Annotated in this window: 20 protein-coding genes and 1 riboswitch; of the genes, 13 read left to right on the top strand and 7 right to left on the bottom strand. The window is 64.2% G+C overall.

The annotated features are described in order from the left end of the window. Positions 1-4: 4 nt before the first annotated feature. The 3 genes from VGO04_RS26845 to VGO04_RS26835 form a co-directional block, all read right to left on the bottom strand. The gene (locus tag VGO04_RS26845; RefSeq protein WP_327499015.1) at positions 5-1,162 is read right to left on the bottom strand and encodes a M20 aminoacylase family protein; all 1,158 of its coding nucleotides are present in this window, start codon (positions 1,160-1,162) and stop codon (positions 5-7) included. Positions 1,163-1,230: 68 nt separating this feature from the next. After that, positions 1,231-1,746 (bottom strand): hypothetical protein, encoded by a 516-nt coding sequence (locus VGO04_RS26840; protein WP_327499014.1) that lies wholly within the window; start codon positions 1,744-1,746, stop codon positions 1,231-1,233. Between the two features lie 15 nt (positions 1,747-1,761). After that, positions 1,762-2,580 (bottom strand): DUF3100 domain-containing protein, encoded by an 819-nt coding sequence (locus VGO04_RS26835; protein ID WP_327499013.1) that lies wholly within the window; start codon positions 2,578-2,580, stop codon positions 1,762-1,764. Positions 2,581-3,022: 442 nt separating this feature from the next. Here VGO04_RS26835 and VGO04_RS26830 point away from each other — a divergent pair, with 442 nt between their 5' ends. The 8 genes from VGO04_RS26830 (at position 3,023) to VGO04_RS26795 (ending at position 12,991) form a co-directional block, all read left to right on the top strand. Next, complete coding sequence (locus VGO04_RS26830; RefSeq protein WP_327499012.1) at positions 3,023-4,048, top strand: ABC transporter substrate-binding protein; 1,026 nt, start codon at positions 3,023-3,025, stop codon at positions 4,046-4,048. A gap of 156 nt (positions 4,049-4,204) precedes the next feature. Then, a complete protein-coding gene (locus VGO04_RS26825; protein WP_327499011.1) occupies positions 4,205-5,710 on the top strand; it encodes a sugar ABC transporter ATP-binding protein in 1,506 nt (501 codons plus the stop codon). Beyond that, positions 5,710-6,702: an ABC transporter permease gene (locus VGO04_RS26820; protein WP_327499010.1), complete on the top strand. Its 993-nt coding sequence runs from the start codon at positions 5,710-5,712 to the stop codon at positions 6,700-6,702. Before VGO04_RS26825 ends, VGO04_RS26820 begins: the two co-directional genes overlap by 1 nt. After that, on the top strand, positions 6,699-7,655 hold the full coding sequence (locus tag VGO04_RS26815; protein WP_327499009.1) for an ABC transporter permease: 957 nt from the start codon (positions 6,699-6,701) through the stop codon (positions 7,653-7,655). The genes VGO04_RS26820 and VGO04_RS26815 overlap by 4 nt, the downstream gene beginning before the upstream one ends. Next, entirely contained in the window at positions 7,652-8,671 is a 1,020-nt protein-coding gene (locus VGO04_RS26810; RefSeq protein ID WP_327499008.1) for a LacI family DNA-binding transcriptional regulator, read from the top strand. The genes VGO04_RS26815 and VGO04_RS26810 overlap by 4 nt, the downstream gene beginning before the upstream one ends. A 22-nt stretch (positions 8,672-8,693) precedes the next feature. Next, a complete protein-coding gene (locus VGO04_RS26805; RefSeq protein WP_327499007.1) occupies positions 8,694-9,938 on the top strand; it encodes a Gfo/Idh/MocA family oxidoreductase in 1,245 nt (414 codons plus the stop codon). A 230-nt stretch (positions 9,939-10,168) separates the two neighbouring features. Then, positions 10,169-11,650: an SLC13 family permease gene (locus tag VGO04_RS26800; RefSeq protein ID WP_327499006.1), complete on the top strand. Its 1,482-nt coding sequence runs from the start codon at positions 10,169-10,171 to the stop codon at positions 11,648-11,650. Positions 11,651-11,818: 168 nt separating this feature from the next. After that, the gene (locus VGO04_RS26795) at positions 11,819-12,991 is read left to right on the top strand and encodes a glycerate kinase (RefSeq protein WP_327499005.1); all 1,173 of its coding nucleotides are present in this window, start codon (positions 11,819-11,821) and stop codon (positions 12,989-12,991) included. A 162-nt stretch (positions 12,992-13,153) separates the two neighbouring features. Here VGO04_RS26795 and VGO04_RS26790 read toward each other — a convergent pair whose 3' ends face one another. After that, positions 13,154-14,545 carry a S8 family serine peptidase gene (locus tag VGO04_RS26790; RefSeq protein WP_327499004.1) on the bottom strand — a complete coding sequence of 464 codons (1,392 nt, stop codon included), beginning with the start codon at positions 14,543-14,545 and terminating at the stop codon, positions 13,154-13,156. Between the two features lie 158 nt (positions 14,546-14,703). On the opposite strand from VGO04_RS26790, the gene VGO04_RS26785 reads away from it, so the two are divergent. Next, positions 14,704-15,246: an RNA polymerase sigma factor gene (locus VGO04_RS26785; protein ID WP_327499003.1), complete on the top strand. Its 543-nt coding sequence runs from the start codon at positions 14,704-14,706 to the stop codon at positions 15,244-15,246. Continuing rightward, a complete protein-coding gene (locus tag VGO04_RS26780; protein ID WP_327499002.1) occupies positions 15,243-16,049 on the top strand; it encodes an anti-sigma factor family protein in 807 nt (268 codons plus the stop codon). Before VGO04_RS26785 ends, VGO04_RS26780 begins: the two co-directional genes overlap by 4 nt. 11 nt (positions 16,050-16,060) lie before the next feature. Here the strand turns inward: VGO04_RS26780 and VGO04_RS26775 are convergent, their stop codons facing one another. Continuing rightward, the gene (locus tag VGO04_RS26775; protein WP_327499001.1) at positions 16,061-16,552 is read right to left on the bottom strand and encodes an Lrp/AsnC family transcriptional regulator; all 492 of its coding nucleotides are present in this window, start codon (positions 16,550-16,552) and stop codon (positions 16,061-16,063) included. Between the two features lie 106 nt (positions 16,553-16,658). Here VGO04_RS26775 and VGO04_RS26770 point away from each other — a divergent pair, with 106 nt between their 5' ends. From VGO04_RS26770 to VGO04_RS26760, 3 genes are read left to right on the top strand one after another with little or no spacing between them, the layout of a single operon-like run. Next, positions 16,659-17,864 (top strand): diaminopropionate ammonia-lyase, encoded by a 1,206-nt coding sequence (locus tag VGO04_RS26770; RefSeq protein WP_327499000.1) that lies wholly within the window; start codon positions 16,659-16,661, stop codon positions 17,862-17,864. Between the two features lie 3 nt (positions 17,865-17,867). Continuing rightward, positions 17,868-19,040: a M20 aminoacylase family protein gene (locus VGO04_RS26765; RefSeq protein ID WP_327498999.1), complete on the top strand. Its 1,173-nt coding sequence runs from the start codon at positions 17,868-17,870 to the stop codon at positions 19,038-19,040. A gap of 19 nt (positions 19,041-19,059) precedes the next feature. Continuing rightward, the gene (locus VGO04_RS26760; protein ID WP_327498998.1) at positions 19,060-20,292 is read left to right on the top strand and encodes a Zn-dependent hydrolase; all 1,233 of its coding nucleotides are present in this window, start codon (positions 19,060-19,062) and stop codon (positions 20,290-20,292) included. Positions 20,293-20,500: 208 nt separating this feature from the next. Here VGO04_RS26760 and VGO04_RS26755 read toward each other — a convergent pair whose 3' ends face one another. Both VGO04_RS26755 and thiC read right to left on the bottom strand, forming a co-directional pair. Further along, on the bottom strand, positions 20,501-21,028 hold the full coding sequence (locus VGO04_RS26755) for a hypothetical protein (protein ID WP_327498997.1): 528 nt from the start codon (positions 21,026-21,028) through the stop codon (positions 20,501-20,503). A 217-nt stretch (positions 21,029-21,245) separates the two neighbouring features. After that, a complete protein-coding gene (thiC, locus tag VGO04_RS26750; protein WP_327498996.1) occupies positions 21,246-23,069 on the bottom strand; it encodes a phosphomethylpyrimidine synthase ThiC in 1,824 nt (607 codons plus the stop codon). A 91-nt stretch (positions 23,070-23,160) separates the two neighbouring features. Further along, positions 23,161-23,290, bottom strand: a riboswitch (TPP riboswitch). Position 23,291 lies beyond the last annotated feature (1 nt).

Raw genomic sequence — 23,291 nt, 5'->3', positions numbered from 1 at the left:
GGGGTCAACGACCAAGCGATGTCGCGATCAGCCGTGTCCAGAGGTTTACACCCTGCCCGATGATCGCGTCGTTGAAATCGTAGTGCGGCGAGTGCAGGCCGGGGTTCTTGCCCTCGCGCCTCGCGCCAAGCCAGAGATAGCAGCCGGGGCGCTCGTCGAGCATGAAGGCGAAGTCTTCGGCCGCCATGCTTGGAGCCGCATCGACGACCGACAAGGCGTCATCTTCAGCAGCAACGGAGCGCACAAGGGTCGCAGCCGCAGCGTCGTTGATTGTCGCGGGATAGCGCCGCTGGTAGTCGAGCTCCGCCTTGCAGCCGAGCCCTTCGGCAAGCGCCGTGACGAGCGAGCGCATACGGCTTTCCAGGATGTCACCGACCGATTTGTCGAACCAACGCGTGGTGCCGCGAATAACCGCCTTCTCAGGAATAACGTTCCAGGCGTCGCCGCCGTGGATCTGGGTGACGGAAACGACGGCGGCTTCGAGCGGCGAGACGTTGCGGCTGGCGATGGTCTGCAACGCCGTGACGATCTGGGCGCTAGCGACCAGAGGGTCGGCACCTTCGTGCGGCATGGCGCCGTGGGCGCCGCGGCCGGTGATCGAGATTTCGAAGACACCGAAGGCGGCCATCATCGCGTCGTCGCGCGCGACCACGGAGCCGATGTCGAGCGCCGGCCAGTTGTGCAGCGCATAGACGGCGTCGGCGGGGAAGTCGTGAAAGAGGCCGTCGGCGACCATGGCGCGCGCCCCGCCTTCGGCTTCTTCGGCCGGCTGGAAGATGAAATGAACGGTGCCGTCGAAGTCCATCTCGCTCGCCTGCCGGGCAGCGGCAAGCAGCATCGCCACGTGACCGTCATGGCCGCAGGCATGCATCTTTCCTTGCGTCTTTGACGCATAGTCGACGCCGCTTGTCTCAACAATCGGCAGGGCGTCCATGTCGGCGCGCAGTGCAATGCTGCGCTTCGACGCGCCGCGCGTGAGCGTGCCGACAAGGCCGGTTGTGCCATAGCCGTCCTGAACGGCGATGCCCCATTCGGCAAGCCGGCCGGCAATGAAGGCGGCCGTCTGCCGTTCCTCAAAGGCAAGCTCGGGATAGGCATGCAGGTGATGACGCCAGCGGATCGTTTCCTCGATGCGCTCGGGGCTGATGTCGTGGCGTTTCATGGCTTGCGTCCTGTCAATGGAGGTATGATTGGCCGACCCGTACGGCCGGCCGATCTTTTTTTAAGCAATTACTGTCCGAGGCGCAGGAAAAGATCGGCGACGACGACGGAGCCCATATAGGTACCGACCATCACGCAGATGGCGACGATGACGATCTTCCAGCCGGAGCGGCGGGCGATGGCAAATTCGCTCGCGGTCAGCGCCAGGCCGCCATAGGCAAGCGCCGGCGTCGCCAGCGCGAGGAAGTTCAGGTGCTCGACCTTCTCGCTGACCCAGGCTGCACCGGGAACGCCCGGGATGGTGATGAGGATCGCGATCAGCGAAACCCAGGCGACGCTTGGCAGGTAGAAGGGCACGAAGCGGGCAAGCGCCAAGCCGACGATGCAGGCGACGTAGAGCGCCGCCATGCCCGGCAGTGCCGTCAGCGGCGAGGTGCCGGTGCCGACCCAGTTGGCGACAAGGCCGATGGCGCAGGCAATCAGAAGCAGGCCGGCATGGCCGACGACGTCGAGCTTGCGTTCGTCTTCGGCCGCAAGCGGGAGATCGTCTGCATAATTGGCGGAGGTGTTGGTCTGGTTGGCCATTGTTCTCTCTCCCGATCAGGCTGCGGTGCGACGCTCGGACGGCCGAGCCTTGTTGTAGAGCCACTCGGTCAAGGGCAGCGCGACGAACATGCCGACATAAAGCCCGGTGGCATAGGTCAGGATGTTGCTGGCGGCGGCAAGCGCCAGGATGATGTCCTTCTGGTCCGGCACGGCGGCAACCAGGCCGCCGGTGCAGGCGGCCAGCATCGAGCCCGAACCGACGCCGCAGGACATGGCGAGCGCCCGGACGTCGAAGATGCCAAGACCGTGGATGATTGGCGGCATGATGGCGAAGACGAAGGTGCCGATCAGCGTACCGGTGGCATAGACGCCCATGGCGCCCGCACCCTCCGGCGAGTTGAGGCCATACTTGTCGGCGATCAACGCGAGGTTCGGTTCGCGGTCGATCGAATAGGTGGCGCCCACGGCTTCGCGGCCCATCTTCAAGAGGAAAACCGCGACCGGGAAGGCGACGATGATGGTGCCGAGATTGCCGAGTTCCTGGAGCACCAGCGCCGGGCCGGCCTCGATGATCTTCGAAATCTGCGGGCCGACGGTCGTACCGAATTTGGCGATGAAAGGCATGATGGCAACGGTAATCATCGCGCCGGAAAGCTTGACCGCATCGCGCGACAGGAATTTGGCGCTCGCCTTGAAAATGGCAGGATTGAAGGCAATGCCGAGTGCGAAGGCGTAGAGGATCGGCAGGAAGATGACGGTGCCGATGCCGATCGGAAGGCGTTGAATGCCGATCAGCTCGGAGGCGATGACGATCGCCAGCACAAGGATGTGCAGATAGAGCGCGCCCGAGGCGGCTCCGGTTTTTCCGGTCATGATGTTCTCCTCTGGTTGGGAGCCAGTTGTTGTTCTTTGCCCAGCGTTCACAGTAGGGGGTGAGGGCAAATTGCGGCTAGCCGGCCGGCAAGCAACGAAGTGTTGCGATTTGAGCAACGGGCTTAGCGTTGCTCCGGCGGCAATCGGGATCGAACCCGCGGCGCCTTCAAGTCATGGCTTCATTCCTGCATTTCATTCCAGTTGGTGGCACGACGAATCGATGCCGCCTCTACCCCTGCTGTTGCACACAGGGCAGGGGGAGCCAAGGGATATTGCGCCCTCTCGGCCTAGTACTCGCTGAGCGCAATCGGGTGTCGCCGACGCTGTCTGGAATGCTTGGGAACCGGCGGGGATAGAAATCCTGCAAAAGTCCCTGAAAATCCCCATTGAAATCGATTACATTTTCTGGCTTCATGGTTCTCGCAAGATTTGGGAGGATCTTATGAAGACATTTATCGCCGCAGCGCTTGGCGCTGTCGCTACCATTGCCATTTCCGCATCTTTCGCCAATGCCGAGACGTTCAAGATCGGCCTGTCCAACGGCTGGGTCGGCAGCGAGTGGCGCACGCAGATGATCGACGAGGCCAAGGAGGCGGCTGCGAAGTGGAAGGAAAAAGGTGTCGACGTCGAAGTCTCGGTGCAGAGCGCCAATGTCGACGTGCCCGGCCAGATTGCGCATGTGCGCAACTTCATCGCGGAGGGCGTGAACGCCATCATCATCAACCCCAACAGCCCGACCGCCTTTGATCCGATCTTCGCCCAGGCGAAGGAAGCCGGCATCCTGGTGATCGCGACGGACGCCGAGGTGTCCTCGCCGGACGCAACCTATGTCGGCATCGACCAGACGGCCTGGGGTGCGGCCGGCGCCAAGTGGCTCGCCGATACGCTCGGCGGCAAGGGCAAGGTGGTCGCGATCAACGGCGTCGCCGGCCATCCGGCGAACGAAATGCGCGTCGCCGGCTACAAGAGCGTCTTCAAAGACCTTCCGGATATCCAGGTGGTCAACGAAGTGAACGCCAACTGGGATCAGGCGCAGGGCCAGCAGGCAATGCAGAACATCCTTGCGACCTATCCCGACATCAACGGCGTCGTCGTGCAGGACGGCATGGCGGCCGGCGCCTGGAAGTCGATCATGGATGCCGGCAAGACCGGCCAGATCGCCGCCACGGGCGAAATCCGCAAGGACTTCATCGATCTCTGGATGAAGGACAAGCTCAATTCCGGCGCGACCGTCAACCCGCCTGGTGTCATGGCGAGCGCCCTCAACGTTGCCGTCTTGATGCTGCAGGGCAAGGAACTGAAGGAACCGGCAACGGCCGGCCAGTACAAGAACGCCATGTACCTGCCGATCCCGTTCATCGACAGCAAGAATCTTGCCGATGCCGCCAAGCAGCTCGACGGCAAGCCGGGCTATTATTCCTACACGAGCTCGCTGTCGATCGACGACGCGACGGCGCTGTTCAAGTAAGTTCTCGTTCCACCGGGCGGCTTTGATGGGGCTGCCCGGTGACCGGCGTCGCCAACTGTTGCGGCCGTGCCGGAACCGAAAAATCGCTGCGCCACACCGCGCAAAGTCGCGCCCCCTTGGGCGTGCAGCTGAAACCATGATGACGGACGACACCCGATGTCGAAACTGAGACTGAACGGCGTGAGCAAGGCTTACGGCGCAACGCTGGCGCTACGCCGCGGCGACCTCGAGATTGCCGCCGGCGAGGTGCATGTGCTGATGGGCTCCAACGGTTCGGGCAAGAGCACGCTCTGCAAGATCATTGCCGGCAGCGTGCGCCCCGATGGGGGGCAACTGCTGATCAATGACAAGCCGGTGGCCATATCCGGGCCTCAAGCCGCACGCGCCGCGGGCATCGGCATTTTTTACCAGGAGCTCAGTCTTGCGAGCCACCGCTCCGTCGAGGAGAACATCTGCCTTTCCGCTCTGCCGAGAAAGGCCGGGCTGTTCATCGACCGGGCGGTGCTGAAGGCGCGGGCTCAGCGCTACATCGCCCTTTTCACGGATGTCGCCGGCGAAGGATTTCATGCCGAAGCGCTCGTTGGCAATCTCAGGGCCGACCAGCGGCAACTGGTCGAGATCATGAAGGCGCTCGCGAGCGAAGCGCCGATCCTGATCTTCGACGAGCCGACTTCCGCACTCGATCGCGCCCAGGTCGATCGCTTCTTCGAAATCCTGCGCGGACTGAAGGCACAAGGGCGCGGCATCATCTTCATTTCGCACCGGATGGACGAAATCACTGCGATCGGCGACCGTGTGACGATCATTCGTGACGGCGAAACCATCGACACGCTCAAGCTCTCGGAGACGGATCCGGGCACCGTCATCCGGCTGATGGTCGGCGGGTCAAGCGACATGCCGGCGGCGCGATCTTCCGCGCCTGCAGCTGTCACAGGAGAGGCCGAGGCAGCGATTTCTGTTCGAAATCTCAGCGGCAAGGGCTTTCGCAACGTCAACTTCGACGTGGCGCGTGGCGAAATCCTCGGCCTCGGCGGCCTGCACGGTCAGGGACAGTCGGCGCTGCTGCGGGCGATTTTCGGCGCAAGCCCTGTTGCCTCAGGGGAGCTGACAATCGGCGGCGAGCGCTATGATGCAAAGAGCCCGCGCGACGCCATCCGTCGCGGCTGCGCCTATGTCTCCGGCGACCGCGGCCGCGACGGCGTCATCAGCGGCCGCCCGATCATCGAGAACGTTACGCCGATCCACTATCTGCGCGACCGGCTGATGATTGCCCGCCCGTCGCGCTTGCGCGACAAGGCGATGCCGGCGCTTGAGGCGATGCACACCAAGTTTGCCAGCCTCTTCCACCCGATCAATTCGCTCTCCGGCGGCAACCAGCAGAAGGTGATCATTGCGCGCTGGCTGATCGACCGGCCAGACGTGCTTCTGCTTGACGATCCGACCAAGGGCATCGACCTCCAGGCCAAGTCCGATCTCTTCGCGCTGATCCGTCAACTGGCCGCGGAGGGGCTGGGCATCCTGCTCTATTCGTCCGAGGACGCCGAATTGCTCGGCAATGCCAACCGCATCCTCGTCTTCAACGGTGGCTCGGTGACGCGTGAACTGACTGGCGACGATCGCACCCGCTACAATCTCTACCAGGCTGCATACGAGGCCGCGTGATGACATCGACCACCACAGACATTGGCGCTTCGGGAGCGGGAGGACTGAGGTCCTGGCTGCAGCGTTATCCCTTTCTGCCGGCATTGGTGATCGTGATCGCCCTTTTGGCGCTGAACGGCATCTTCTCGCCTAACAGCCTGAGCTTTCGTTCGATCACCGGGCTCTTCAGCACCTATATGGCGCTGATCATGCTGGCGATCGCCCAGACCTATGTTGTTTCCGCCGGCGACATCGACCTCTCGGCGGGCGCGACGCTGTCGCTGGTCAATGTCGCAATCGTGGTTCTGATGGAACGCTGGGGTGGCGGTGCAGGCGCGGTGCTGCTCGCTCTGGCATTGGGTGTCCTGATCGGCCTTGCCTGTGGCCTCGTCAACGGCATCGTCGTTACTGCCCTTCGGCTGCAGGCGATCGTCGCGACTTTCGCCACCAGCATCTTCTTCACCGGCCTGGCGCTCTATGTCATGCCCGTTGCCGGCACGCCGGCGCCGGCGATCTTCTGGCGCACCTATGGCGGCCGCCTGCTCGGCGTGCCCTTCGTCTTTTACGTGCTTGCAGCACTTGCCTTGCTGCTCTTTCTGCTGTCGCGGACACGCATCGTCACCGAGCTTCTCGCCGTCGGCGACGACCAGCAGGCGGCCTACCAGACGGGGCTGCCGGTTGTTGCCGTGCGCATCAAGGGCTACCTGCTTTGCGGGCTGTTCTCGGCGCTCGCCGCCTTCTGCCTGACCGGCGACACCGCAAGCGGCGATCCGCTCGTCGGCGGCAAGATGACGCTCTATAGTGTCGCTGCCGTCGTGCTCGGGGGCAGTGCCCTTGCCGGCGGCTGGACAACGGTGGTCGGCTCGCTGTTGGGCGCCCTGACCATTGGCCTCGTCAATTCGCTGGTGTTCTTCATCGGCACCCCGTCGGAATGGCAGAACTTCGTCCAGGGCCTTGCCATCCTGTTTGTGCTGATGGCCGGCGTTCTCGCCGGCCGGAGGGCGCGCGCATGAATTTCGTTGCCGCATTTTTCAAGCAGCCGCTGGTCATAGCCCTCGTCCTGATCGTGGCGCTGCTCGCCCTCGGGGAGAGCCTCTCGCCGGGCTTCGCCTCGGCTGACCAGATCCTGCGCCTGCTGATCGTTGCCTCCTTGCTCGGCATTGTCGCTGCCGGCCAGAACGTCGTTATCCTCGGCGGGCGCGAAGGTATCGACCTCTCCGTCGGCGGCGTCGTCTCACTCTCGGCGATCATCGCCGGCAACGTCATGAACGGCGCCGATGGCGGCATCCTGCCGGCTGTGCTTGCGTGCCTCGTCGCCGGTGCGTTCTTCGGCCTGTTGAACGGTCTCGGCGTCACGCTGCTGCGCATTCCGCCGCTGGTGATGACGCTCGGCATGCTCGGCGTGCTGCAGGGCCTGCTCGTCGTTATTCGCAACGGCATTCCCTCGGGCCGTGCCGCCCCCGGTCTTTCTGCTTTCGTCACCCAACCGCTTGTTCTTGGCATTCCCGGGATCATCTGGCTCTGGATCGCCATCGGCCTGTTTATGGCGCTCATGCTCAACCGCACTGTCTTCGGCCATCGCATCTATGCGATCGGCTCGAACGAGCATGCCGCCTACATGGCCGGGGTGCCGGTGCGGTTGATGCGTGTCGGCCTGTTCATGATCTCCGGCATGTTTGCCGCGATTGCCGGGCTCTGCCTGCTTGGCTATTCCGGCTCTTCCTTTGCCAATGTCGGAGAACAGTACATGCTTTCCTCGATCATCGCCGTCGTCTTCGGCGGTACCTCCCTTGCCGGCGGCAAGGGCGGCTATACCGGCACCATGGCCGGCGCGCTCCTGCTCGTCATCCTCCAGGGCATCCTGACCACGGTCAACATCGACGAATCTGGCCGGCAGATGGTGTTCGGCGCGACACTGCTGTTGCTCATGCTGTTTTATGGCCGGGGAAAGGCGATGCGGGCATGAGCGAACGGCCGAAGATCAAGGACATCGCGGAGAGGGCTGGCGTTTCGGTCGCAACCGTTTCCCGTGCGCTCAGCGGCTCCAGCCTGGTGACCGACGAGACGCGCAAGCGCATCGACGCGCTTGCGCGTGAACTCAACTACCGGCCGAATGTCAGCGCGAGGAACTTGAGAACCCGCCGGTCGATGTCGGTCTTGCTGGTCGTGCGCGACGTCGGCAACCCCTTCTACCTCGAGATCCTCAAGGGCGTGGAGGCAACCGCCCGCGCGGCCGGCTATGCCGTTCTCATGGGCAACACGGAAAATGATCCGGACCGCGAGGTCGAGTATTTCAACATGCTGCGCGATGGCCATGCCGACGGCATGATCCTGATGACCGGCAAGCTGCCCACCACCGAGCCCGGCGACAGTGCGCACGTTTCCCACCTGCCCATCGTCGTCGCGCTGGAAATGATCGAGACGGAAGGTTTTCCGCATGTGCAGATCGACAATGCTGCGGCGGCACGCGAAGCTGTCGAACACCTGATCGGTCTTGGCCACAGGCGCATCGCCCATATCGCCGGTCCGTTGCCGGAGGTAATGGCGAGCCATCGGCGTGAGGGCTACCGGCTGGCGATGAGGCAAGCCGGCCTACCGGTTCCCGAAGGCTTCGAAGTGCGAGGTGATTACCTGCTGGAATCGGGCGAAGCCTGCGCCGCCGCTCTCTTCGACCTGCCGCAACCGCCGACCGCGATCTTCGTCGCCAACGACGAGATGGCCTATGGGGCGATCCATACGCTGCGTCGGCTCGGGCGCGATGTTCCGGGCGATGTTTCGGTCGTCGGCTTCGACGACCTCTATCTCAGCAAGGCCTTCTACCCGCCGTTGACGACAGTCAGCCAGCCGCGCGCAGAGATCGGCCGCACGGCGATGTCCCTGCTTCTTCGCATCCTCTCCGGCGATGACGCCGCCGCCGCGCCGGCGGTGGTTCTGCCGACCACGCTCAACATTCGTGGCAGCACCGCGCCGCCACGTCGATAACCAAAACAATCGGGAGAACAGTATGACACAGCTACCGAAGCAGACGCTGCGCGTGGGTTTCGTCGGATCGGGCTTCATCGCCCACTTCCATCTGAAATCGATGATCGGCGTGCGCAATGTCGAGGTCACCGGCGTCTTCAGCCGCAAGCCGGAAAACCGGGAGAAGTTTGCCAAGGAAGTCGATGCGCTCGGCCTCGGCAATTGCCGCACTCATGAGAGCCTGGAAGCGTTGCTGGCCGCCGATGACGTTGACGCAATCTGGGTCCTTTCGCCGAATTACACCCGCCTCGACGTGATGCGTTCGCTGTACAAGGCGGTGAAGGATGGGCGCAGCAAGGTCTTTGCGGTCGCCTGCGAGAAGCCGCTCGCCCGCACCGTTGCCGAGGCGCGCGAGATGCTGTCGCTTGCACAAGATGCCGGCCTCAACCACGGCTATCTCGAAAACCAGGTGTTCTGCACGCCGGTCCTGCGCGGCAAGGAGATCATCTGGCGGCGCGCGGCCTCCACCACCGGGCGTCCCTACCTGGCCCGCGCCGCGGAAGAACATTCGGGCCCGCACGAGCCCTGGTTCTGGCAGGGCGACAAGCAGGGCGGCGGCGTGCTCTCGGACATGATGTGCCACAGCGTCGAGGTGGCGCGCTACCTCTTGACGGCGCCGGGTGCGCCGCGCAACTCGCTGAAGATCAAGGCGGTCAACGGCACGGTCGCCAATCTCAAATGGACGCGGCCGCACTATGCCGAGCAACTGCGCAAACGCTTTGGCAGCGAGGTCGACTACCGCAATCGTCCTTCGGAGGACTTCGCGCGTGCGACCGTCACGCTTGAAGATCAGGACGGCAACGAACTGATGATCGAGGCCACCACCTCCTGGGCCTATGTGGGGGCCGGATTGCGCATCCAGCTGGAGCTTCTCGGGCCGGAATACGCGCTCGAATACAATTCGCTCTCCACCGGCCTCAAGATCTTCATGTCGCGCGAGGTCACGGGTTCGGAAGGCGAGGATCTCGTCGAAAAGCAGAACGCCGAGCAGGGGCTGATGCCGGTTCTGGAAGACGAGGCGGGCGTCTACGGCTACATTGACGAGAACCGTCACATGGTCGAGTGCTTCCGCAAAGGCGAAAAACCGATCGAAACCTTCGAGGACGGGCTTGCCGTCGTCGAGATGCTGATGGGTCTCTACCGCTCGGCGGAAATCAACGCGACGCTGCAGTTCCCGGCTCCAGAACTGGAGCACTACGTGCCGGTCGTGGCGCGCCGCGGCGCCTGAGCTGATGCCGACATTGAACCGCCGCTGCCGCAAGGAGCGTAGCGTCAGCGGCTCGGTCTTCGCATCATTGCCGAACACCGGGATGATGCCGACCGGTGAAATCAGAAAAAGCGCAGTCTGGCTGGAATAATCTCTCCCACCCTCCGTTTGCCCTCGCACGAAGACAGCCCGAAGGCTCTCGTGCGGCGCGGTTGCCGTGCGCGGGCGCGGTGAAGCATAGGAGAGCAGCCATGACCGCCAGCCCGGCGATCGCCTCGCAAGGAGACTTTGTTGCCGTTGACGCAGGCAGGGCACGACACATCGATGGACAGATGCCGGTCAGAAAGGTGCGCCTGCTGGTCGGCGCACTGCTCGTCGCATTCGCGGCCGTACTGATCTTCCTGGCTGCCGACGGCCTGGCTTTGTCGATGCGCCTGTCGCTTATGGTCTTTGCCACGACGCTCGTCTGCTGGACGATTTTCGACCTGCCGGAAACGCCGGTGGCGCTTGGTGGCGCAGCGGCCCTTGCCACTACCGGTGCCGTCAATGAAGAGGCGGTTTATACGGCACTCGGCAACGATATCGTCTGGCTGATGCTGGCGGCTTCGGTGATTGCTGCGGTGCTGCAGGCATCGGGCCTGGTGGAGCGTCTGGCCTTTCGGCTGCTCGCCCGGTTCCGCGATGTCAACCGGTTGTTTTGGGCGGTGACGCTCGCGATCTTCGCAACGGCGTTCGTTATCCCGTCGACCTCGGCGCGGGCAGCGATCTTCATGCCGGTCTTTCTCGGCCTCGCCTCCACCATCGGCCGCCCCGGTGTTACCCGGGCTCTCGCTCTCCTCTTTCCGTCGGTCATCCTGCTTTCTGCAGCGGCATCGTTGACAGGCGCCGGCGCCCATCTCGTTGCCATCGACTTCATGCGTCGCAGCGGTGGCGACACGCCGGGATTTCTTGGATGGGCGCTGCTTGCCGCTCCCTTTGCACTGTTGACGAGCCTGATTGCCTGCGGCCTGATCCTGCGGTTCTTCCTCGATGACGCCGACCGTAACTGGCGCCTGGATGCTCCAGCCGAACCTACCGAGAAACGGCCGTTGTCCACCCGCGACAAGACGGTCCTCGCCGTAACGGCTGTCATCGTCCTGGCGCTCGCAGCTTCGGATCTTCACGGTGTCGCACTGCCGGTCATCGCCCTTGTCGGCGCGCTGGTGCTTGCGTCGGAGAAGGTCTCGGGCATGCCGTTCCGCAAGGCGCTGAAGGGCGTTGAGTGGAACCTGCTGCTTTTCCTCGCGGGAACCCTCGTCATCGGCGAGGCGTTGCTGTCGACCGGTACGGCGACTTTGCTTGCCGAGCGCCTGATCGGCGCCTTCAGCCTGATCGGCAAGCCGCCGGCATGGGTGGTCGTGCTCGTTGCCATCGGCATCGCCACCTTCGCGCATATCGTCATTGCCTCGCGAACGGCGCGCGCGACCGTGCTCGTTCCGGCGGTCGCGCTGCCGCTCTCCGGCTTCGGCGTCAGCCCCGAAGTGCTGATCATGGCTACAGCCATTGGTAGTGGATTCTGCCAGACGCTGATGGTGTCTGCCAAGCCGGTCGCACTGTTCGGGGGCATGGAACCACCGGCTTTCAGCCCATCCGACCTCCTGCGCCTGGCGCTCATGTTGGCCGCTCCGTTCATCGCGCTTCTGGCCCTGTTTGCCCTCCTCATCTGGCCGGCACTGGGGCTCACCATCCGATGAGAAGATATTGCAAAAACTACATTAATAGAGCCGGTGCGGATATCGCGCTGGCTCTTTGTTTTTCTTTCCCCGAAACGGCGCATGTGTCGTTTTTCGCGGAATAAAGTCCGCGAGCACCCGTTTCTCCCTTGCATCCGCATTGTCACAAAAGTGCAAGGAGACTGTCACATGACACTTACCATTCTGGTTGCACCGTCCGGTTTCAAGGAAAGTCTGTCGGCGGAAGAAGCCGCCGATTGCATCGAGAAGGGCGTGCTGCGCGCTTGCCCGCAGGCAGACGTCATCAAGGTGCCGATGGTCGACGGCGGCGAAGGCTTTACCAAGGCCCTGGTCGCGATCACCGGGGGCACTCTGCACGAGCGGACGGTCACCGGTCCGCTCGGCGAACCCGTCGCCTCACATTTCGGCTTTCTCGGCGGAAAGGGCGAACGCACCGCCGTCATCGAGATGGCGGCCGCAGCCGGCCTGCGCCTGGTGCCGCGTGATCGGCGCAACCCCTGCATCACGACCAGCTACGGCGTGGGCGAACTGATCCGTGCGGCACTCGACGCCGGCGCCCGCCGCATCCTGCTCGGCTGCGGTGACAGCGGCATCAATGACGGCGGCGCCGGCATGGCCGAGGCGCTCGGCGTGAAGCTGCTCGACCGCGACGGCAAGCCGTTGCCTTCTGGTGGGGGAGCACTCGGCGCACTCGCACGCATTGACCTCTCCGGCCGCGATCCGCGTCTTGCCGATGTCCGCATCGATGCGGCCGTCAACTGGCACAATGTGCTGCTTGGCGAGCGCGGTGTCGCCCGTGTCTTTGGGCCCCAGAAGGGCGCGACACCGGAACAGGTCGAGTTGTTGGCCGATGCCATGGAAATCTATGCAGCGGCGATCGCTGAGACCACGGGCATCGCGGTGGGCGAAGCGCCAGGCGCGGGGGCGTCGGGCGGTCTTGGGGCGGCCATCATGGGGCTGCTCGGCGGAGCGCTGCATCCAAGGTACGATATCGTCATGCGCTACCTCGACCTCGACAGCATGATCGCCAAGGCCGATCTTGTGATCACGGCGGAAGGCAGCCTCGACGGCCAGACGCCGTTCGGCAAGGTCCCGGCTGAAGTCGGGCACAGGGCGAAGGAGGCAGGCCGCCCCGTCATCGCGCTCGCCGGCACGATCGGCAAGGGCGTCGCCCTCAATTTTGATCATGGCATCGACGCATTCGCCTCGATCCTCAAGGCGCCATGCACCCTTGACGACGCAATCAGCGCCGCGCCGAAACTGCTGGTGCGCGCTGCGGAAGATGCCGTGCGCATGGTGCGGGTCGGCATGCTCCTCAACGAGCGTGGACTCGCGGCCTGATCATCCGGCCACCGGTCTGGCGGGGCGGCGGCGCAATCGCTGCGTCCCGCCGGAGCGCCGATAGCTGCAGCGACAGCTAGATGAATGAACCTCTCGACAATTCAGCCTTCAGTTCAGGCCTGTGCGTCGATCAGGCCACACAGGATCAGGCCAGGGCGTAGATCAGGATCTGCAAAGCTGGCGCGCATCGAGAACGCCCCAGCCAAAGACCGGATCCTTGCCCGGCTTACCCAAATCCTGGGCCGTATCCGTCACGAGCTTGGCGATCTCGTCGGGCGACATCTGTGGATGGGATGTCCTGAGGATGGCAACCGCGGCGGTGACGAAGGGAGCTGCAAACGAGGTGCCGGTGCGGGGGGCGGCGCCCTCGACCGAAGCAGCCGTCCAGACGCCGGTGCCGAGCGCTGCGACGTCGATGTGATCGCCACGGCCTGCGCGTCGGTAGGGCTTGAAGTTGCGATCAACGGCGGTGACCGCGATCATTTCGGGATAGGCGGCAGGATAGACGGGCTTTGCCCGGGGACCGTCGTTTCCGGCCGCAGCCACCTGGATGATGTTGCGTTCGGATACGAGCGAAACGGTCTTCTCCAGCAGCAGGTTGTGTGGCCCTGAAAGGCTCATGTTGATGACGGTGACTTTGCGCGATGCCAACAGGTCGATCGCTCGTACCAGATTATAGGTCTCGGCAAGGTCTGTTTCCCCCGTCGTACGCTGGAAGGCGTCAATGGCGATCAGGTGTGTGTCGCCAAGGAGGCCTGGCGCCCGGCTGTCCTGGCGGCCGGCGATCAGGGCGGCGACCGCTGTGCCATGCTGACGTCCCGACTCCGGCGCTTGCGTTTCCGCCAGCCTGATGATGTCGAGCTTGACGTCCTTGAGGGAAGGATGTGCGGGGTTGATGGCTGTGTCGATCAGCCCGATCGGGCCTGCGGCCGCGCAGGCCCTCTCCGTGTTCGGCGCCGGCCAGCCAATGGCGTCGCGAACGAGCGCACAGCCCCCTTCGGCGCAGGGCGCGGACGATGCGTCGCCTTGGTTGGGCTCGAAATAGTGGTTGAGGTCCGCGATCGCGCCGGGCGTTGCGCTCGCGACTTGCCGGCGCGCGTCCTCAAGCGACATGCCGCTTGGCACGCCGAGCTTGACGATCCCGGTTGCCGAGATTTCCAGAGGGGCTCGGGCTCTGATCGTGAAGCCATCAGCCGTGAGGCGCTGAAGGCCGGCGTCGTCCAGGCTGAGGGCGATGATCTCGCCCGGCGCACGGCTCGGGCGGCGCGTGGACGCACGGCGCGTTTCGACACGCCTTTCCGGCGACCGTCGGAAGAGATCGAACAGGTTGCCGTTCCCCCGCCAGTTGCCGCTGGAGCCACGATCCTCCGACCCCCGTGACGATCCGCCACCACCACCGCCACCGTCATCGTCGTCGTCGTCCGCATGGGCGGAAGATACGAAGATTAGGCCCGAGCCATCAGGGTTTCGGCTCTCGCCGTACGACAGATCGACGGAGACCGGTGCCAGGCCGCATATCGACAGGGCGGTCAATCGAAGCAGGCGTTTCTTCAAGGCTCTCTCCATGGGCCAGAGGTGCCGTCTGGCGGCAGCTTACCGTGAACGAAGGCAACGTCGGTGGTGACTTTCGCGTGTGCTTCACATATCGCTCAACGGATGAATGGACAAATTATTCCCCCGTGGATGAGGCGGAGCGAAAGAAGGAACGCCCCATGACGGATGATACCATCGCCTTCGGCGAGCGCCTCGTCGCGTTCCTGCCGAACCTGCGGCGCTTTGCCATTTCGCTCTGCCGGTCACGGGACGTTGCCGATGATCTGGTGCAGGCCGCATGCGAAAGGGCGCTTGCCGGCGCGGAACGGTTCGAGGAAGGCACGCGTTTCGACGCCTGGATGTTTCGAATCCTGCGCAACCTCTGGATCGACCAGCTTCGGCGTCAGAAGACGGCGGGGCCGACCGAAGACATCGACGCGCAGGCGGAACTCGCAGTTCCTTCGGGCGAGGCGGGCGCGGAGGCGCGCATGGCGCTGAAGAGCGTGGCTGCCGCGATCGACGACCTCGTGCTCGAGCAGCGCGAGGTGCTATTGCTCACCTGCGTCGAGGAGCTTTCCTACAGGGAGGCGGCCGAAGTGCTGGGTATCCCGATCGGTACTGTCATGAGCAGGCTTGCCCGGGCGCGCAAAAATCTTGCCGAGGCAACGGGAATAGAACCCGCGGCCATGCGTTCACAGGACATGAGAGGCGGGGCGAGATGAACGAGATTGAATTCAGCGACGAAATCCTGATGGCGTTTGCCGATGGCGAGCTTGACGAGGAGACGACGCGCCGCGTCGAAGCGGCGCTTGAGACCGACGACGAACTGATGGCGCGCGTCGCGGTGTTCATGGAAACACGGGCAGCCGCCAGCGATGCCCTGAAACCGGTTCTCGACGAGCCTGTGCCGGAAGAGCTGGTGCGCAAGGTGCGCGCCATGGCCGCAAGCGCGGCCGCGACAAGCGAAGCGCACTGCACAGAAACGCCTGTTCATACGGCTGAAAACGTTGTCGCATTGCGGCGTCCGTCCGACCGGGTCGCCGCGCCAGCGCGCATCGTTTCAAGATCCATGATGGCGATGGCCGCCTCGCTGCTGCTCGTCGTTGGCGGCGCCGGCGGCTATCTTTTGCGGGGCGGCGGGCCGGAGGGTGTCGGCGTCCTGCAGGTTGCCGGCATTGCCGATCCGCGCGTGTCCGCCATTCTCGATCGGGCTGCTTCCGGCGACGAAGTTTCGATTGCCGACGGCCAGGGGACGGTCCGGCTCGTATCGGCGTTCCAGGTCGGCAATGGCCAGCTTTGCCGCGAATACGAGCTGGCGCAAACCGGCCTGCCGGACCTCGTTTCGGTTGCCTGCCGGGAGGCCGAATCCTGGCAGACGCGGCTTGCCGTGGCCAGGTCGAACGGCGGGGCTGGTTATGCCCCGGCATCGTCGCTCGAGACGGTCGACGCCTATCTGACGTCGATTGGTGCCGGTGAGCCGCTTGATGCCGAAGCCGAGCGAAAAGCCCTGGCAGCCAAGAAGTAGATGGATCGCGTTCAACGCGGCTTTTCGATCGGGACCGAAAGGCTAACCTTGACGGGGTCCATCGTCACGAAAGTCCGGAACCGCTTGATGTTCGGGTTGCCGAAGAACATGCGGCGGGTGAACGCTTCGTAGTCGGCCATGCTGGGCACGATGACGACGAGCATGAAGTCGACGTCGCCGGTGACATAGTAGCACTGCTGCACTTCTGGCGCGGCGGTGAAGGCCGCTTTCGCGGCGTCGAGCAAGGCGATCTGCTCGCTCTCGACTTCCACTTCGACGAGGATCGTCAGCGTCTGGTTCACGCTCGGGGGATCGACCACCGCGACGTTGGCGCGAATGACGCCGGTCTCCTCCATGCGCTTGATCCGCCGCTGGACCGCGGGCGCCGAGAGATTGACCGCTTCCCCGATCTGGCGTTGCGGCGTGGTATTGTCCTTCTGCAGGATGGCGAGGATCGCGAGGTCGAATTGATCGAGTTGCGGGGGTGTTTTCGAAACGGCCATCATGCTCTTCGTTGCGGTTTACAAACTTGCATTCTCCACGGCGAATTAGAGCGCATTTCTCGCTTTCGATGAAATAGATTTTCGCGCAGCCACGGAGATTGCGCGCATGTTCCTTTCCAATTCCCATACCGATTTCGGCCGGCCGCTGCTGCCGGAAGACGCAGGCATGCTGTCGCTCGGCGCTGCCGAAAGCGTCGAACGCCATTTCTCCCGGCGCCCAGACCACCGGCCGACGCCGCTGCATGCCCTCCCGGCGCTCGCGGGCGAACTCGGTATTGCAGGCCTCTTCGTCAAGGACGAAGGCCATCGCCTGGGGCTTGGAAGCTTCAAGGCGCTCGGTGGTTCCTATGCGGTGATCCGGCTGGTGCTCGAAGAAGCGGAGGGCCGCCTTGGCCGCAGCCTCGACACGGATGACCTTTCCCGACCCGAGGTGCGCGCGATCGCTGAGGGGATGACCTTCGGCTGCGCCACCGACGGCAACCACGGCCGGTCTGTCGCCATGGGCGCGCGGCTCGTCGGTGCGCGATCCGTGATCTTCGTTCATTCGGGCGTCAGCGAAAAACGCATCGAAGCGATTGCGAGCTACGGCGCCGAGATCGTTCGCGTCGCCGGGACTTATGACGATTCCGTCCATGAGGCGGCGCGGGTCTGCGAGGCGAACGGCTGGACCGTGGTCTCCGATACGTCCTGGCCCGGTTATGAGTACATTCCCGGCCTTGTCATGCAGGGCTATACCGCGATTTTGAGCGAAGCGCTCCGGCAGATGGCAGAGCCGCCGACCCATGTCTTCGTGCAGGCGGGTGTCGGCGGGATCGCTGCCGCGACCGCGGGACACCTGGCGCTTCGCTTCGCAAGCGCCCGCCCGCGTTTCGTCGTCGTCGATCCGGCGCGGGCAGCCTGCCTCTACGAAAGTGCGAAGGCCGGGCACCCCGTCAAGGTCGCGCACGGGGAGCCGACAATCATGGCGATGCTCGAATGCTACGAGCCGTCGCTGGTTGCCTGGCGTATCCTGTCGCGCGCCGCCGATGTCTTCATGACCGTCGACGAAGAGGAGGCCGTTTCGATCATGAACCGTCTGGCGCGACCGACTGGTGACGATCCGGCGATCGTTGCCGGCGAGAGCGGCGGCGTCGGGCTCGCCGGCCTTGTAGTGGTGGCGCGGGACCCGGCCTTGCGCGAAGCGCTGGGCCTGAATGCTCAGTCGCGTGTCTTCGTCATCAACACCGAGGGGGCGACCGACCCCGAGCGCTATGCGGCTCTGGTGGGACTGGCGCCCGAGGCGATCGCGGGCAAATCGAACGAGAAGGTCTAAGCGATGGCTGCAACAATCTCAGACCGACTGATCGCGGATATGACAGCCTGGCGGCGTGACCTGCATGCGCATCCGGAGTTCGGCTTCGAGGAGCAGCGGACCTCTGCCTTCGTCGCGGCCAAGCTCAGGGAGTTCGGGCTCGACGAGGTGGTGGAAGGGGTCGGCGGCACCGGTGTCGTCGGTCGGATGAAGCGCGGCAGCGGCAACCGCGCGATAGCACTTCGCGCCGACATGGACGCCTTGAGGATTCCGGAGCAGGGAGAGATGCCCTATCGCTCGACGCGACCCGGCACCATGCACGCCTGCGGTCATGATGGGCACACGACAATGCTGCTGGGGGCAGCCAGGATGCTCGCCGAGGAAGGCGGCTTTGACGGCACGGTTTGCTTCGTCTTTCAGCCGGCCGAGGAATGGGGCAAGGGCGCGCTTGCCATGCTCAGTGACGGGCTGATGGAGCGCTTTCCGTTCGATGAAATCTATGGCCTGCACAACATGCCGGGGCTTGCGGTCGGACGTTTCGAGACTCGCTCCGGCGCCATCATGTCGGCGGAGGACAATTTCGAGATCGTACTTCGAGGCGTCGGCGGTCACGCGGCGCGGCCGCACTCCGGCAATGAGACGCTGGTTGCCGCCTGCGCCACCGTCGTCAATTTGCAGACGATCGTCTCGCGCCGCCTGTCGCCGGCCGATATATCCGTGGTATCGGTAACCGAACTCTTGACCGATGGCACGCGCAATGCGCTGCCGGGGCTCGCACGCATTCTCGGTGACGCCCGCAGCTTCCGACCGGAGGTCAGTGCCAAGATCGAGGCTGAGATGCGCACGATCGCCAAGGGCACGGCAGACGCCTACGGCTGCGAGGTCGATGTCATCTACACACGCGAATTCGTGCCACTGATCAATGATCCGGTTCTGACCGGCCATGCCTTTGCCGCAGCCGAGGCGGTTTTCGGTGCGCAAAACGTTGCGATCGCCGCCGAGCCGATGACAGGATCTGAAGACTTCGCGCGCTTTCTTGAGCATGTGCCCGGCTGCTTCGTCTTCATCGGCAACGGTGAAACCTCGGCGCCGTTGCACAACCCGCGCTACGACTTCAACGACGACGCCCTGATATTTGGCGCGCGCTTCCATGCGGAAATCGCCCGCCAACGATTGGCGCCGGCCGACCACGCGTGACATGAGGACAGTGACATCCATGCAGACCATCAATGCCGAGCGCCTCATCGCCCGCATCCATGAACTCGGGGACATCGGTCGCGATCCCCAAGCCCAGTTGACGCGCCTTGCCGCTTCCGACAACGACAAGGCGGGGCGCGACCGCCTGGTCGCCTGGCTTCATGCGGCTGGCCTCGAGGTTGCCGTCGACCGTATCGGCAACATCTTCGGCATCTGGCGCGACGAGCGCAACGCCGGCGAGGCGCCACTCATGCTGGGTTCGCATATCGATACGGTCATCAATGCCGGCGTCTATGATGGCTGCTATGGCGTGCTTGCCGCGCTCGAAGTCATCGAGACGCTGAAGGAGCGCGGTGTTGAGCCGGTCCGCCCGGTCGTCGCTGCCGCCTTCACCAACGAGGAAGGCGTGCGCTATGCGCCGGACATGCTGGGTTCGCTCACCTATGTCGGCGGCCTGACCGTCGAGGCGGCACTCGCGACCGTCGGTACCGACGGATCGGTGCTCGGCGAGGAACTCGAACGCATCGGCTATGCCGGCACCGCCGAGCCGGGCTTCGCCAAACCGCACGCCTATCTCGAACTGCATATCGAGCAGGGGCCGGTGTTGGAACGGGAGGGGTTTACGATCGGTGCGGTCGAGAACCTGCAGGGCATCTCCTGGCAGCGCGTCACCATCGATGGCGTCGCCAACCATGCGGGCACCACGCCGATGGCGATGCGCTGTGATGCCGGACTTGCAGCCGCCCGCGTCGGCCTGTTCCTACGCGAGCATATCGCCCGCTCGAACGCCCCGAGTGTCGCGACGGTCGGCACGATGCGATACGAACCGGACGCGATCAACGTCATCCCGTCGCGCGCTGTCTTTACCGTCGATCTTCGCGACCCGGACGAGGCGCGGTTGTCGGCACTGGAGGCGGTGCTTTCAGAATTGCTGGTGCGGATCGGCACTGAAGAAGGCGTGCAGATTTCCTTCGAGCGACTGGCAAGGTTCCAGCCGGTCGACTTTGATCAGGGCATTGTCGAAGCCATCGAGACCTCGACAAAACGCCGCGGCTTCAAGACCCGCCGCATGACCTCAGGCGCCGGCCACGATGCGCAGATGATCGCCCGCATCGCACCGTCGGCGATGATCTTCGTGCCGAGCCGCGACGGCATCAGCCATAATCCGCGGGAGCATACCGAGCCGGATGACCTGGTGGCCGGGGCGAACGTGCTGCTTGACGTCGTCGAGGGGGTGATTGGGCGTGGCTAGAGAGGCGGTTGGGGCGAGAAAGCCCAACGCTCTGTGCGCGTATTTCCGCAGCCACACGCCGGCAGGTCTTGATCGGGAAAGCTTCGACGCCAGTTGAGCTCCTTCTCGCGCGTCAGAACCCGCTCCCACGTGCACATCCGGAGTCCGGTTTCAAGAAAGAGCGCAGGTTGCTCTTCGTTGCGACGAAGTTGACCTCTCTTCAAGGCTCTCAATTCGTGTGAACGGTGTTCTGCCCGGCAGGCGGTTCTGGCTGGCTCTGTTCGCCACGGCTTTGCGGCGTCTGGCGGAAGAGGTTAAGGAAACTGCTGCCGCCGTGCCAAGTGTTGCCGCTTGGGCCGTAATCCCTTGTGTCGCGCAGGGTAGGGCGATCCTCGCTATGGCTAGCGCCGTCGATGGCGGCACCTCCGCCGCCCGCACCGGTACCCCCAGGCTCAAGGCCGGGCTCTGGGCCTGCGCCGCTACCGTCGCCGGTGCCCCAATCGCCGCCGCCCGCGTATCCGCCACCCACCGTGCCGTCGCTTCCGCCGCCCCCGACGTTTTCGCCACCTTGGCCGCCGCCATCGGTGCCATTTTCGCCGGACCCGCCGCCGGCATCGGCATCCTCTGCATGGGCGGTGGAAATCAAGGATGAACCCGCGGCAAAACGGCCGCTGCCGTCGAGGCGTGGCAGGTCTCCCGCCAGTACCGCAAGGCCGCCAATCGACAGGGCGGTCAGTCTCAGCAGGCGTATCCTCACGTCATTTCCTCGTAAACGGCGTTTTGTCGTCCCGCAGATGCGCCACAGAAGGCGGCAGCCTCGCGTGAATGACGGATTTCGCCCATGACGACCTTTGCGTGAACCCTACATACCGTTCAACCGATGAGGGGACAAGCAATTCCCCAGTCAGGCACAAGCATCCGCCCAGCCGCCGGAAGGGGCCGCGACCGGCCCCTTCCTCGCCATGCCGCCTTGCCTATTCGGCTGCGCCGGCCGCACCCTCGACCGGCATGTAGAGGTCGCCACCCTCGCGGTATTTCGCGGCCATCGCCTCCAGCCCCTCCTTCTGCGCCTCGGCGCGGATGTCGTGTGAGATGCGCATCGAGCAGAATTTGGGCCCGCACATCGAGCAGAAATGCGCGACCTTGTGGGCCTCCTTCGGCAATGTCTCGTCATGGAAGTTGCGGGCGGTTTCCGGGTCGAGCGAGAGATTGAACTGGTCCTCCCAGCGGAACTCGAAGCGGGCGCGAGAGAGGGCATCGTCGCGCACCTGGGCTGCCGGATGCCCCTTGGCGAGATCGGCGGCGTGGGCGGCGATCTTGTAGGTAATGACACCCACCTTGACGTCGTTGCGGTCGGGCAGACCGAGGTGCTCCTTCGGGGTGACGTAGCAGAGCATGGCGGTTCCGAACCAGCCGATCATCGCCGCGCCGATGCCGGAGGTGATGTGGTCGTAGCCCGGCGCAATGTCGGTCGTCAGCGGTCCGAGCGTGTAGAACGGCGCTTCGCCGCAGACGGCCAGTTGCTTGTCCATGTTCTCCTTGATCTTGTGCATCGGAACATGGCCGGGACCTTCGATCATCACCTGGCAATCCTTCGCCCAGGCGATCTTTGTGAGTTCGCCAAGCGTTTCGAGTTCGGCAAACTGCGCCGCATCGTTGGCGTCGGCGATTGAGCCGGGGCGCAGGCCGTCGCCGAGCGAGAACGAGACGTCATAGGCGCGGCAGATGTCGCAGATTTCCTCGAAATGCTCGTAGAGGAAGCTCTCGCGGTGGTGATGCAGACACCACTTGGCCATGATCGAGCCGCCGCGCGAGACGATGCCGGTGACACGGTCGACAGTGAGCGGGATGTAGTGCAGCCGCACGCCGGCATGGATGGTGAAGTAATCGACGCCCTGTTCGGCCTGCTCGATCAGCGTGTCGCGGTACACTTCCCAGTTGAGATCCTCGGCAATGCCGTTGACCTTTTCGAGCGCCTGGTAGAGCGGCACGGTGCCGATTGGAACGGGCGAATTGCGGATGATCCATTCGCGGATGTTGTGGATGTTGCGGCCGGTCGACAGGTCCATGACCGTGTCGGCACCCCAGCGCGTTGCCCACACCATCTTCTCGACTTCCTCGGCCATCGACGAGGTCACGGCGGAATTGCCGATGTTAGCGTTGATCTTCACCAGAAAATTCCGGCCGATGATCATCGGCTCGGACTCCGGATGGTTGATGTTGGCCGGCAGGATGGCGCGGCCGCTGGCAATCTCCTGGCGGACGAACTCGGGCGTCACGTGATCGGGGATGTGGGCGCCGAAGCTTTCGCCATCGCGGGCTTTCGCGCGCGCAGCGTCGCGGCCGAGGTTTTCGCGGATCGCCACGAACTCCATCTCCGGCGTGATGATGCCGGCGCGGGCATAGGCAAGCTGGGTCACCGCGCGGCCAGCCGTGGCCTTCAGCGGCACATGCTGAAGGGGGAAGGTCGGCGTCAGCCGGTCGCCGGTCGCAAAGCCGTTGTCTTCCGGTCGGACGATCCGCCCCTCGTAGGTTTCGACGTCGCCGCGACCGATGATCCAGTTGCGGCGCAGCCGCGGCAGGCCGTCCTCGATGCGGATCTCGGCGTCGTCGGCGGTATAGGCGCCGGAGGCGTCGTAGACCGTGACCGGCGGTTCGCCGGAGGTCGGGTGCAGCGCGATCTCGCGCATCGGCACGCGGATATCCGGATGCAGCACGCCTGATTTGTGGACCTTGCGCGAGGCGGGAAGCGGCCCTTGCGTGACAGTGAGGGCTGCGGGTTTGGTGGCAATATTCATGACGAGGCTCCAAGTTGTGGTTGGAGACCCAGTTCTGATGCCGGAAGGATGAAAGACGCGCCGCCAGGAGGAGGCCGCGTACGGAGTCCTGGCTTCGATATCTGCACCGTCCCTACGCCAGTATGAACTGGATCAGGTTCAACGGGTCACTGCGCTACAGCCGGCAAGCCGACCATCCAGCAGTATCTCAGCCCCTTGACGGGACCCCCCTGGTGAATGCCT

This window comes from Ensifer sp. (genome assembly GCF_035999185.1).
Lineage (GTDB): Bacteria > Pseudomonadota > Alphaproteobacteria > Rhizobiales > Rhizobiaceae > Ensifer.
The sequence above is the reverse complement of the archived record's forward strand: the minus strand, read 5'-3'. Positions and strand labels throughout refer to the sequence as shown.